At 33.8% G+C, this 13318-nt stretch carries 12 protein-coding genes; 10 read left to right on the top strand and 2 right to left on the bottom strand.

Features of this window, described 5'->3' with window-relative positions; translation table 11 throughout:
* The first annotated feature begins 31 nt into the window (after positions 1-31).
* A complete protein-coding gene (locus tag ACJAZK_RS10505; protein ID WP_415223934.1) occupies positions 32-889 on the top strand; it encodes a class I SAM-dependent methyltransferase in 858 nt (285 codons plus the stop codon).
* A 215-nt stretch (positions 890-1104) separates the two neighbouring features.
* Complete coding sequence (locus tag ACJAZK_RS10500; RefSeq protein WP_415223916.1) at positions 1105-1626, top strand: OmpH family outer membrane protein; 522 nt, start codon at positions 1105-1107, stop codon at positions 1624-1626.
* A gap of 90 nt (positions 1627-1716) precedes the next feature.
* Here ACJAZK_RS10500 and ACJAZK_RS10495 read toward each other — a convergent pair whose 3' ends face one another.
* On the bottom strand, positions 1717-2868 hold the full coding sequence (locus ACJAZK_RS10495) for an ATP-binding protein (RefSeq protein ID WP_415223915.1): 1152 nt from the start codon (positions 2866-2868) through the stop codon (positions 1717-1719).
* Between the two features lie 128 nt (positions 2869-2996).
* Between ACJAZK_RS10495 and ACJAZK_RS10490 the strand changes: the two genes are divergently transcribed.
* From ACJAZK_RS10490 to ACJAZK_RS10480, 3 genes are all read left to right on the top strand, one after another.
* Positions 2997-4184: a phosphoglycerate kinase gene (locus ACJAZK_RS10490; protein ID WP_415223914.1), complete on the top strand. Its 1188-nt coding sequence runs from the start codon at positions 2997-2999 to the stop codon at positions 4182-4184.
* 299 nt (positions 4185-4483) lie between these two features.
* Complete coding sequence (locus ACJAZK_RS10485; protein WP_415223913.1) at positions 4484-6082, top strand: LysM peptidoglycan-binding domain-containing protein; 1599 nt, start codon at positions 4484-4486, stop codon at positions 6080-6082.
* 23 nt (positions 6083-6105) lie between these two features.
* Positions 6106-7080 carry a DUF4837 family protein gene (locus ACJAZK_RS10480; RefSeq protein ID WP_415223912.1) on the top strand — a complete coding sequence of 325 codons (975 nt, stop codon included), beginning with the start codon at positions 6106-6108 and terminating at the stop codon, positions 7078-7080.
* A gap of 75 nt (positions 7081-7155) precedes the next feature.
* Here ACJAZK_RS10480 and tatA read toward each other — a convergent pair whose 3' ends face one another.
* The gene (gene tatA / locus ACJAZK_RS10475) at positions 7156-7347 is read right to left on the bottom strand and encodes a twin-arginine translocase TatA/TatE family subunit (RefSeq protein ID WP_415223911.1); all 192 of its coding nucleotides are present in this window, start codon (positions 7345-7347) and stop codon (positions 7156-7158) included.
* A 115-nt stretch (positions 7348-7462) separates the two neighbouring features.
* Here tatA and ACJAZK_RS10470 point away from each other — a divergent pair, with 115 nt between their 5' ends.
* The 5 genes from ACJAZK_RS10470 to ACJAZK_RS10450 form a co-directional block, all read left to right on the top strand.
* Positions 7463-8329, top strand: a complete 867-nt coding sequence (locus ACJAZK_RS10470) for a M23 family metallopeptidase (protein WP_415223910.1) — start codon at positions 7463-7465, stop codon at positions 8327-8329.
* Complete coding sequence (locus ACJAZK_RS10465) at positions 8329-9831, top strand: GH3 auxin-responsive promoter family protein (RefSeq protein ID WP_415223909.1); 1503 nt, start codon at positions 8329-8331, stop codon at positions 9829-9831. The genes ACJAZK_RS10470 and ACJAZK_RS10465 overlap by 1 nt, the downstream gene beginning before the upstream one ends.
* A gap of 28 nt (positions 9832-9859) precedes the next feature.
* Positions 9860-11551, top strand: a complete 1692-nt coding sequence (locus ACJAZK_RS10460) for a DUF6909 family protein (protein ID WP_415223908.1) — start codon at positions 9860-9862, stop codon at positions 11549-11551.
* 9 nt (positions 11552-11560) lie between these two features.
* Entirely contained in the window at positions 11561-12622 is a 1062-nt protein-coding gene (locus tag ACJAZK_RS10455; RefSeq protein ID WP_415223907.1) for a hypothetical protein, read from the top strand.
* A partial coding sequence (locus ACJAZK_RS10450; RefSeq protein ID WP_415223906.1) for a dTDP-glucose 4,6-dehydratase occupies positions 12622-13318 on the top strand: 697 nt, incomplete at its 3' end. The genes ACJAZK_RS10455 and ACJAZK_RS10450, both read left to right, overlap by 1 nt.

Raw genomic sequence — 13318 nt, 5'->3', positions numbered from 1 at the left:
TAAATAATACAAAATAAATCTTCTGTTTGTGATAAACTCAACTGACAATAAATCATACTTAAACGTTAAAGACCACTCCGTTTCAGGAGAAGAATTTCAGTTAGTTTATAATCAACAAATGGATTTATTAGAAACTTTTCCGCAGCCATCAGAGGATAAGTTAGGTGATTATTATGAGAGTGAGGATTACATTTCTCATACAGATGCGAAACGTAATACGTTTGAAAAAGCATATCATTTTATAAAGTCAATTGCACTCAAACGAAAATTAAAACTCATTAACTCTTTTAATTCCAAAGAAAAAAAACTCCTTGATGTTGGTTGTGGAACAGGTGATTTTTTAAAAGTTGCGAAAGATAATCATTGGACGGTTTCTGGAATTGAGCCAAATGCAAATGCAAGAATAATTGCTAACGAGAAAACCAATAATTCTGTTTTTGATATTGAGCAGTTATTAAAATTTGAAACACAAAGTTTTGATGTCATTACGCTTTGGCACGTGTTGGAGCATTTACCCAACTTAAAAACTCAAATAGCCACTTTTGAATCCCTGTTAAAACCCAATGGCAGATTAATAATTGCTGTACCTAATTACAAAAGTTTCGATGCAAATTATTACAAAAATTTTTGGGCAGCTTTTGATGTGCCTAGACATCTATGGCACTTTTCGCAGACATCAATTTCTAAATTGGTTGCGACAAAAAGTATGGACGTTGAGAAAACAACACCAATGATTTTTGATGCGTATTATGTGTCGTTACTTTCAGAAAAATATAAAAATGGGTCTATGAATCTATTCAAAGCCTTTTGGATAGGATGGACCTCTAATTGGAAAGCAAAACAATCCACAGAGTATTCGTCTATGATTTACACCATTAAAAAGAGTTAAATGCGTTTTTAAGCGTTTTAAGACACGTTCTCTTTGGGGTATAAGCATTTGTATTGGCTTCTAAAGTTTTAAAACGCGAGCCTCGTCTAAATCACTTATTAGGAATAGGTTTTAAAAATGCATAATAGAATAGCTATTAATAATTTTAATAGTTAGTTTTTTAGCAAATAGCACACACTTTCATACATTTGCAGAAAACAACTAAAATCTAAAAAATGAAAAAAATAGTAGCAGCACTTTCAATAGTGCTTGTTTTAGCATCTTGCCAAGAGCAAAAGAAAATGGCATTTGTTAATAGAACAGACGTCATTAATGATTATCAAGAAAAAATTGAGATAGAAGAGAAGTTCAAGGTTAGAGAGGATCGTTTTAATAAACGTTCAGATAGTATTGGTAAGGCCTTTCAGTTTGAATACCAACAATTTCAAGTTGCAGCAGGATCGATGTCGAAGGAAAAACAACAAGAGCAGGGTCAGGCATTTAATCAAAAGAGCCAAGTGCTGCAGCAGCAAATGCAATTTGAGCAGCAACAATTACAACAAGCCTTCTCAATAGAGATGGATTCAGTAATGACCACGATGAAAACATTTGTTCAGGATTACGGTAAGAAAAACGGATATAGCTTTATTTTTGGAACTAGCGACGTGACAACTACTGTTATGTATGGTGAAGAGGTAAATGATATTTCTGATGCTATCCTAAAAGGACTTAACGATTCTTATAAAAAAGAGGAATAGAACTCTCCATAAAATAAAAGTAGTGACACTGGCATCTCGAGGGGAACCGCGAAGTTTATCAGTAGTAAATTAAATACTAGCCGACTTATTTTAGTCGGCTTTTTTATGCAATAACCTGGTGAGTTTTATTGATAAATCTGTGAGTATGATTTTGGAATTCCCGTTGCGTTCTATATGATAAATAGCGTCTTGAAGTTCTTCGGAAATTTCCATAATATTATTACCGTGAACAAAAGGAGCAAATTTTTCGAGTTTAAACGACGACTTTGGCTCTATAAAAACTAAAGAATCTGCTTTATAATTTAAAAGTAGCGCTTGACGGAAGAAATCCAAACAAAAATTCAAAAACTGTTTTTGCGTTTCACGACCGGTTTTAGCAATCGTTTCACTCCAGGAGATTAAATCGTGAATAGCACTCTTATTCCCTTTAGCTTTAAAAGCAGAGCGAATCCAGAACACAAACCAGTCTTCAAACTGCGTGTCTTCGCTATCGCTATAGACCAAATCACAGGCTTTATTATAATTTCCATTAGATTGATGTGCAATTTTAATTGCGTCAGGTTCTGGTATTTGATAATTTTTTAGCAATGCTTTATTAATAACACCTTCTGCTAAAGGCGGAAAGTGTAACACTTGGCAACGCGATCTAATCGTATTTATTATTTGTTCTTCGTCTTCTGCTATGAGGATAAAAACCGTTTTATTTGGTGGTTCTTCAATGAGTTTTAAAAGTTTATTGGCTGCAGCGGTATTTAGTTTTTCTGCCATCCAAATCAACATCACTTTATAACCACCTTCATACGATTTTAATGATAAGGATTTGACGATGTCTAGTGCTTCATCAACACCTATTTGACCTTGCTTATTATCAATTCCTAAGATTCTATACCAATCAAATAAGTTTCCATAAGGTTGTTTGTCAACAAGTTGACGCCACTCTTCCATAAAATTTTTGGACAAAGGGTGCTTTTTTATCTTATCAGTGGTTGCCACAGGAAACACAAAATGAAGATCAGGATGTGATATGTTTTTGAACTTTAAATTACAGCTTTCATTGCCATTAGAATTCTCTCCTTCTGTGTTTTTGCATAACAAATATTGCGCATAGGCAATGGCCATGGGTAAAGTTCCAGAGCCTTCTGGGCCCGCAAACAATTGTGCATGAGGTACGCGTCCAAAATCAGCACTTTTAGTCAGGTGATTTTTGATATGTTCTTGTCCTAAAATTTCAGAAAATAGCATAGCGCAAATATACTTTTTTATTTAAATCTTTAGATATCTAATCTATGCAAACGTTTTCGTTAATAAACACCTTTTGTCAGTTGGTTTTATTGGTTACATTTGTGTTTCAATTTTTTAAAAGACAAGACATGAAGACTCTAAATGATTTCAATTTCGAAAGTAAAAAAGCACTGATCCGTGTAGATTTTAATGTGCCATTAAATGAGAATTGTGAAGTTACAGATGCGACGCGTATTCTGTCTGCAAAGCCCACTATTATTAACATTTTAGAAGATGGTGGTAGTTGCATATTGATGTCTCATTTAGGGCGCCCAAAAGGTGTTGAAGACCAGTATTCTTTGAAGCATATTGTGAGTACCATTGAAGATGTTTTAGGAGTAGAAGTTAAATTTACTGATAACTGTGTTGGTCTAGAAGCTGAAGAAGCTGCTGCGAACTTGCAGCCAGGAGAAATACTGTTACTAGAAAATTTGCGTTTTCATAAAGAAGAAACCGCAGGAGATAAGGGTTTTGCAGAGCAGTTATCAAAACTTGGTGATATTTATGTGAATGATGCCTTTGGAACTGCACACAGAGCGCATGCTTCTACAACAATTATTGCTCAATTTTTCCCAGATCATAAATGCTTCGGAAATTTGCTAGCTCAAGAAATTGAGAGTATCCGTAAAGTCATGGAGACAGGAGAAAAACCAGTTTTAGCGGTACTTGGAGGAGCAAAAGTATCTTCAAAAATTACGATTATAGAAAATATTTTAGATAAAGTAGATCACCTTATTATTGGAGGTGGTATGACGTACACGTTTATAAAAGCGCAAGGTGGACGTGTTGGAGATTCTATTTGTGAAGATGACAAAATGGAATTAGCACTCGACATCTTAAAACAAGCTAAAGCCAAAAATGTTCAAATTCATTTACCGGTAGATGTGATTGCTGCCAATGATTTCTCTAATGATGCCGAAACTAAAATTGTTGATGTAAACGCGATACCGGACGGTTGGCAAGGCCTCGACTGTGGTCCAAAAACTAATGATATTTTTCATAACGTTGTGGTGCAATGCAAAACCATTTTATGGAATGGTCCACTAGGTGTTTTTGAAATGGAAAATTTCTCGGGAGGAACTATCGCTTTAGGAAATGCTGTAGCAGAAGCAACTAAAAATGGAGCATTTTCACTCGTAGGAGGTGGAGATTCGGTCGCAGCTGTGAAACAGTTTGGTTTTGAAAAGAAAGTAAGCTACGTAAGTACAGGTGGAGGTGCCATGCTAGAAAGCTTAGAAGGTAAAACTTTGCCAGGAATAGCGGCTATTTTAGAATAGGCAGATCGATGACATACTTTTTTTGAATTCAAAGGTCAATACGAGTCTTCTTACAAACACTATTAATTCATGAAGTTACACCCTTTTTTCTCTTTCTACTTCCATAGAAAAGAAACGAGAAATACGGCTATGCTTAATTTATATATTTTGTTTGAAGCAAAAAAACTTCATTTTATTTTGTAATAATTTTAAACAAGAAATGGTATTAAACTTTCATTTTAGCTAAAAAAATCTCATTTTAGCTGACTTGTCGTTAGGCTGTATCCAGATATAGTAAGCGATTCATAAAGATAAAACCAATGAACCACAAGCTTATTACCCTAACTATTGGCTGCTTAGTATGTGTTTTCGTCTCTTTTGGACAGGATTCCATTCCGAAGAAAAAAGAAATAAAACGACTCACAAAAGTTGACTTTGTTGCCGGAGAAACCTACGTGATTGATACTATTATAGAGGGCAAAAACTTTTTTAAAAAGGGCCTGAATATCCAGCCAGAACTAGATTCTATTCAAAACCGTGAACTTCTAGACCATCCTCACGCTGCCGAAATTGACGAAAAATGGTTAGAAGAATTATACAGTAATGTACTGTTTGATAGTATTTATGAATCGGTCACGACTCTTAAATACGATCCTGTTGATTATCCTGAATTAACAACAGACACTTTAAAAGCGAGATTAAAACGGCTCAATGCAAGAACACCTTTTAATGTTGAATACAATCCTTCATTAGAGAGCGTTATAAAATCATACTTGAAACATCGACGTAATTCTATGTCACGATTAATGTCTTTGAGTCATTACTATTTTCCCTTGTTTGAAGAGTCATTGGATAATTATGATATTCCGTTAGAGGTTAAATATTTAGCAATTGTAGAATCTGCTTTAAAACCAAAAGCAAAATCTAGAGTTGGTGCAACAGGATTATGGCAGTTTATGTTTGGTACAGGGAAAGAGTATGGACTCAACGTGAGCAGTTATGTCGACGAACGTAGCGATCCCGTAAAATCTACGGTAGCAGCGAGTCAGTATTTAGCGCGTTTATATAAAATTTTTGGGGATTGGGATTTGGCGTTAGCAGCTTATAACTCAGGTCCAGGAAATGTTTCAAAAGCCATTCGTCGTTCTGGTGGTTATGAGAACTATTGGAATATCAGGCCTCATCTACCACGTGAAACAGCAGGATATTTACCAGCATTTTTAGCAACAATGTATATTTTTGAATTCGCTGAAGAGCATGGTTTTAAAATTGAAAAACCTAATTATCGTCATGTAGAGACAGATACGATTCACGTAAAACAGATGATTTCTTTAGATCAAGTTTCAGAATTTGTTGACGTGCCTATTGAGGAACTTCAGTTCTTGAATCCGTCGTACAAGTTAGACATCATTCCATTTATTAAAGGAGAAGATTATACGTTGCGATTACCACGAGAAGCTATTGGTAGATTTGTGACTAATGAAATCGAGATTTATGCTTATGTTACGGCCGAATTGAACAAGCGAGAAAAACCACTTCCGCAGTTATTTGATGCAAAAAGCAAAACACGATATCGTGTGCGGTCTGGAGATTACCTGGGTAAGATTGCTAGAAAATTTGGTGTACGAGTAAGCCAAATTAAACAATGGAATGGTTTGCGAGGTAACAATCTAAAAATCGGACAACGATTAACTATTTACCCAAGAAAACCCAATACGTCTTCTGGGAAAGTAGCGTCAAGCACACCTAAAAAAGTTATAAATACCGAAGGTAAATCTACATATAAGGTTAGAGAAGGAGATTCGCTTTGGAGTATCTCTCAAAAATTTCCAGGAGTTTCTGTTCAAAATATTAAAGAATGGAACGATATTAGTGGTAACAAATTGAAAATAGGAACGACCTTAGTCGTTTCGAATTAATTAGAACTCAATAAACAAGAAAAATGATTAAGAACATATTAGGTATTTTATTAATTGCTACGTTGCTTCTTGGATGTGATGATAAAAACGCACAGCGTATAGTGCCGCAATCTTCAGGCAATATAAATAGTGTGGTTGTAGTTTCAGACAATCTACTATGGGAAAACAGTGTTGGTGAAGCTATAAGAGATATTCTTGCAGCGTCTGTTGAAGGATTATCTAAAGATGAACCTCAGTTCTCAATGAGCCAAATGCCTACCGAAGTATTCTCTGGTTTTGCGAAAAATAACAGAACAGTTTTAAAGATCGAAAAAGGTAAAGAAGCAGCAACCCAAATTGCTAGAGATGCTTACGCAAGACCACAAACTTTAGTGGTTATTTCTGGACAAACAAATGCTGAAATTATTGAACAGATTAAAACGAACTCTGTGAAAATAATAAATGCATTTAAAAAAACAGAATTAAAAGAACGTCAACGTAGAACGAGTAAATCCTTATTTAACGATTCTCAAATTAGAGAGAAATTAGGGGTGTCTTTACAATTCCCTACAGCGTATAGAATTGCAAAAACAGAAGGCGATTTCTTTTGGATTAGAAGAGACATTGAAACAGGAAATGTTGATTTATTAGTATATGAAATACCATTATCATCTATTAGAAAAGGAGATAGTGCCGTAGTAGATATCGTTAGAGTTAGAGATAGTGTTGGTAAAATACATATTGAAGGTGCATTAGAGAACAGCTATATGGCAACAGAGCCAGCATTTACACCTTTTATTAGTAATGTTATTATTGATAATAAACCAACCTTTGAAACGAGAGGGTTATGGGATTTAAAAAACGCCTTCATGTCTGGACCTTTTCTAAACTATGCTATTGAAGACAAAGTTAATAATCGGTACATCATAGTAGAAGGTTATGTATTTGCACCGTCAATTTCAAAACGAGATTATGTTTTCGAACTGGAATCTATTATAAAATCAATAGCTATTAAGTAAACGGAGACTAAACTAAAAAGCAAAGCCAACGATCATCGTTGGCTTTGCTTTTTTATACGTTTTAAGAATAATTATTTATTCTTTTTCAGTTGAAGTTGTAGTTGTTGAGTCTTCGTCTTTGCTGGCATCTTTAAATTCTTTAATACCACTTCCTAGACCTCTCATGAGTTCTGGAATTTTCTTTCCTCCAAACATTAATAAAACCACAACAACGATTAAAATTATTTGCCATGCTCCTGGAGCTAAAAATATGCTAGATGTTATCATAATAAAGTATTTTGAACTGCAAATTTAATAATTATACTTCAAATTAAACGTTAATAAGTAAACTTTAACCAAGGCGGGTTACAATTGGACTTATTTTAATTAATTTTGTGTAATAATGGCAAAAAAAGAGATAGAAAAAAAATTTAAAAAAAAGTTACTTCATAAGTACCGTTTGGTAGTTCTTAATGAAGACACTTTTGAGGAGCGTTTTGCCATAAAATTGACACGTCTAAACGTTTTTGTTATTTTATCTTTGGGAACTATATTACTTATTGCAGGTACTATTTTTCTAATTGCTTTCACGTCGTTAAAAGAATATATACCTGGTTATTCTTCTACCGCTTTAAAAAAACAAGCTACCGTTTTAAATTATAAAACAGATTCTTTATTGCAGGTTATCAACCTTAATAAGCAATATTATACTTCAATTAAGAAAGTGTTGACAGGAGATGTGGCGTCTGTTGAATTTAATAGAGACTCCATTATAGATGCAGCAAACATAGACTCTAGAGGTTTAGATTTGAAACCAACCAAAGAAGATTCTTTGTTAAGAGAGTTAGTCGATAAAGAAGATAAGTATAATGTATTTGAATCTTCAATATCGGCTACAAATTTTGTCTTGTTCCCGCCCGTAAATGGAACTATTTCGGAAGGTTATAATATTAAAGAAAAGCATTTTGCAGTAGACATCGTTGTAGCCAAAAACACTCCTGTAAAAGCAACTGCAGATGGTACTGTTATTTTTGCAGAGTGGACAGCAGATACTGGTTATGTTGTGATTATTGAGCATAGTTATGAACTCATTTCTGTCTATAAACATAATGCCGCAATAACCAAAGAGCAAGGTGATTTAGTAAAATCGGGAGAAGTTATAGCCATAGCAGGAAATGCAGGAGAATTGACAACAGGGCCTCATTTACATTTTGAACTTTGGAGCAGAGGTTATCCCGTAAATCCAACAAATTTTATAGACTTTAACTAATGGGATTTTTTAAGCCTTTACTAGCAAAACTCTTTGCCAAATATGTAAGAAAATCTATATTAAGATGGTCTAGCAAGCCTATTGAAACTCAGTATAAGGTTTTTAAAACCTTAATTGATGAAGCGTCGAATACGCAGTTTGGTAGAGACCACGATTTTAAATCGATAAAAACACATCACGATTTTATTGAGCGTGTTCCAATACGAGATTATGAAGACTTAAAACCTTACGTTGATAGGGTTGTTGCAGGAGAAGCAGATATTTTATGGAAAGGGAAGCCATTGTATTTCGCAAAAACATCTGGTACAACTTCTGGAGCAAAATACATCCCGTTAACAAAAGAGAGTATGCCAACACACGTTAAAGCTGCTAGGAATGCGATCTTAATGTATATTGCTGAAACAGGAAACAGCCAATTTGTAGATGGCAAAATGATTTTCCTACAAGGGAATCCAACTCTTGAAGAAAAAAACGGAGTACAATTGGGTAGACTCTCGGGAATTGTAGCGCATTATGTTCCTAAATACCTTCAGAAAAACAGATTGCCGTCATGGGAAACTAATTGTATTGATGATTGGGAAACCAAAGTAGAGGCTATTGTAGAGGAAACGCTTCCAGAGGATATGACGGTTATTTCAGGAATCCCATCGTGGGTTCAGATGTATTTTGAGAAAATCAATATCAAGACAGGGAAAAAAGTTGGTGAAGTGTTTAAAAACTTTAATCTTTTCATTTTTGGAGGTGTTAATTACGAACCCTATCGAGCAAAATTTGAAAACCTTATTGGACGACAAGTAGACAGTATTGAGTTGTATCCTGCAAGTGAAGGGTTTTTTGCGTTTCAAGATCAACAGAATGAAAAAGGGATGCTTTTACAATTAAACTCAGGAATGTTTTATGAGTTTGTTGAAGCCAATCATTTTTTTGATGACAATCCAAAACGTCTCACGATTTCCGAAGTAAAAATTGGTGTTAATTACGTCATGATTATTTCTACCAATGCTGGACTTTGGGCTTATAATATTGGAGATACTATTGCGTTTACGTGTACAAAGCCGTATAGGGTAATAGTTTCAGGAAGAATCAAACATTTTATTTCTGCATTTGGCGAACATGTGATTGGTAAAGAAGTCGAGCAAGCCTTGCAAGATGCAACCCAGGGTTTAGAGGTTCGTGTTTCAGAGTTTACAGTTGCTCCGCAGATTAATCCAGATTCTGGATTACCATTTCATGAGTGGTTTATTGAGTTTGAAAACCCTCCTAAAGATATTTTGGAGTTGGCAAAAAAAATTGATGCTTCTATGCAAAAACAGAATAGTTACTACCATGATTTGATCTTCGGAAATGTACTACAACCATTAAAAATTTCAACGGTAAAGAACAAGGGGTTTCAAGATTACATGAAATCTATAGGTAAATTAGGTGGACAAAATAAGATACCAAGATTATCAAATGATCGAAAAATAGCAGATTCTTTATCTGCTCAAAAATTGTTGAAATAATACTATATTTGTCCGCAAACGACAACGAATGAACAAAAGAAAAATTCACGAAAGAACGAGAGCTCAAGAAAGTTCAAATGCCATTGAGAGAATGTATGTTACGATGCGACATTTGTTTAATCGTGGTTTTTATAAACCAATGGGTGTTTCTGGTGAGACTCTTAGAGAGTCTTTATTGTTATTACGACCAGAAATTTATGGTTCTATTTCCGAAGAAAAAGCAGAGCTAGAGGGTTTATTATATGTTATTGATCGATTACCAGAAGGTATTGAGGAATGTACATTTATTAACTTGACCAGTGATGAAGGCTATGGTAATTCCCATTTTAAGCCTATAATTCCACCAAAAAGACGTCGTAACTGTTATCGTATAGATGAAGAGCAGATGAATATTGAAATCACTCGCGGGCGCTCAGAAATTTATGATATTTTAACGCACCTTACCTTTTTATTTATTGAGTCTCACAAGATAAGTAAGCGGGTTTTAATAGATGAGAAAGGGTCAACCACTAGAGATTGGATTAAACTAGAAAAGGCGGTACTTTCAAAAAATAAATTAACACAACAGGAGCGTGAAATAGCGATTACTCACACTGCAAATATTTTAGGTAGAACATTTGAAGAGCTTACTAATGCTCATTTAAAATTCACTAATAAAGCGCAACCAGAGCGATTGCTTCATATTGTGTATTGGTTAGGGAAGCTTGCTATTGAAGAGGTGGTAAATAATAATAAACGAACAGTAACTTTTAGTCCGGTTTTAAGGGAGCGTCTAGGGCATCATTTACATGGTGAAATTTGGGCAGACAACATTAAGGAGGTTCTTAAAAAGAAGAAGCTTTTAGGACGACCAATACATGTGATTAGTGCCAATATGCATAGTGTTATGAATTCTATTTTTGCGCCTATTGCTTTAAAAACCATGGCTGTAAAAAAAGACATTTTTGATATTTATGAAACCATAGGTAAAAAAGAAAATGAGAATTTACGTAATAAAATCACCAGAGAAGCGTTGCAATGTGGTATGACATATATTGAGGATACTTCGGGCACTAATATAGATGTGCAGATTTTTGATACCGCTCAAATTGATTTTTCTAAAACAGATATCAAGGTTGGAAGCACGTTTGAAGATGATGAAAAGCCTGTAATTTTTGTTATGGATTACGCTTTTGGAGAGCAAGCCTACGAAACGATGGATGAGCTTTTAAAGCCTTATAATGATGGTGATGAAAAGGTGCTTTTAAATATAGAATCTGTTTCTATTATGGGTAAAGCGGGAATTTTAGAAGGGGGTAAAGGAGATATTATGATTCCTTCTGCTCATATTTTTGAAGGTACTGCAGACAACTATCCTTTTAAGAACGAGCTTAGTAAGGCAGATTTAGAAGGACAAGGGGTTAAGGTTTTCGAAGGTTCTATGATTAGTGTTTTAGGAACATCACTTCAAAATAAAGAAATACTAAAGTTCTTTTATAACTCTACTTGGAATGTGATTGGACTAGAAATGGAAGGAGCGCATTATCAAAAAGCAATACAAGCGGCATCCAAGGTCAGAGGGAGTATAAACCCTAATGTAAAGGTACGCTACGCTTATTATGCTAGTGATAACCCATTAGAAACGGGAAGCACATTAGCCTCTGGTGGTTTAGGAACTTCTGGAGTTAAACCTACCTATTTGATAACAAGAATAATATTACAACAGATATTTAATAAATAATATAAAATTATGAGTCAAAATTTACCTGATAATAGCAACTCTAAAGAAATTGATATAACTATAATATTTAAACTTTTAGGAGACGTTATTAAATCGTTATTTTATCAAATATTTAAATTATTTAGATATCTATTTGAGGGCTTAATTTTTTTGTCTCTTTTTATTAAGAGGAATTTTAAAAAATTAGTTATCGCAGGAACTATAGGGTTTATTGCAGGTTCCATTGCCGACTATTTTGAAGAAAGCTTTTATACCTCTACTATGATTGTTGAGCCAAATTTCCGATCATCGAATCAACTAATTGAGTCCATTAGGCTTTATAATCAATTAGTGATAAGTAAAGACTCTACTAGTCTTGCTGAAATCTTTAACATTAGTGAGTCTGAAGCTAACAGTATTAACAGTATTAGTATCACAGCGAATTTAAATCGCAATACAAAATTAAAAAGTTTTAATGATTTTGTTAAAGAGGCAGACACAATGACTTTGAAAAGTTTAAATTTTGAGGAATATGAATCTAATTTAGAATTAACAGATTTCAGCCAATTTTATATCACGTTAAATGCAAAAGAAAGAGGTGTTTATAAAAAAATCGAACATATGTTCTTAAATATACCACTATCAGATTTCACAAAGAACCTTCAAAAAACTGAAATTGAAAATCTAGCAAATAAAGAGAGGTTTATAACCAGTGCATTAAATAAAGTAGATAGTCTCAGAAATGATTACAAAAAGATAATGTTAAGCGAAACAAGCTCAAATAACTCTAAAGAGAATGGTTCAGGAACTAATTTTTATTTAGCAACAGAGAACAAAAGAGCCACAAACGAGTTGAATTTATTTGAATTAGAAAGAACATACAACCGTATGTTAGAAGATATTAATAAAGAAAGAACAGTTAAAACTAATATTATTAATAATATTTCTGGCTTTCAAAAGATAGGAATTAAAGTAAAACAAAAGAATTTAAAATGGTTTGTTATTGGTTCTCTTGCACTTGGTGTTTTGCTTATTTTACTCATTAACTTTAATAAATATTTAATTGCTTTTGAAAGGAAAAGAAAAGTGTAATGAAAAATATTCTTATAACAGGCGGAGCTGGTTTTATTGGATCAAATTTTATACCTTATATTTTAGCACAAAACCCTAATTCTAAGTTTGTAAATTTAGATAAGCTCACTTACGCAGGGGATCTATCTAATTTAAAGAAAGTCACGTCTCATAATTACAAGTTTGTAAAAGGAGATATATGCGATAGAAGTTTAATTACAAGTTTATTTAAAGAACATGATTTTGATGCGGTAATACATTTTGCTGCAGAATCACATGTTGATAATTCTATCGAGAAACCTGATGAGTTTATTCAAACTAATGTTTTTGGAACTTTTAATCTTTTAGATGTTGCAAAAAATCATTGGATGGATGGACCACACACATTTAAAAAAGGTTCTGAACACAGAAGGTTTCATCATATATCGACAGACGAAGTTTATGGTACATTAGGAGAAACAGGGCTATTTACAGAGCAAACACCATATGCGCCTAACAGCCCATACAGTGCTTCAAAAGCATCATCAGATTTTATTGTGAGAAGTTACTTTCATACTTACGGAATGAATGTCGTAACTACTAATTGTTCAAATAATTATGGCCCAAAACAGCACGATGAAAAGTTAATTCCTACCATAATTAGAAAAGCAATAAATGGGGAACAAATTCCAATTTACGGAGATGGAAAAAACATTAGAGATTGGCTTTACGTTCTTG

It is taken from the genome of Psychroserpens sp., assembly GCF_047633235.1.
GTDB lineage: Bacteria > Bacteroidota > Bacteroidia > Flavobacteriales > Flavobacteriaceae > Psychroserpens.
The sequence above is the reverse complement of the archived record's forward strand: the minus strand, read 5'-3'. Positions and strand labels throughout refer to the sequence as shown.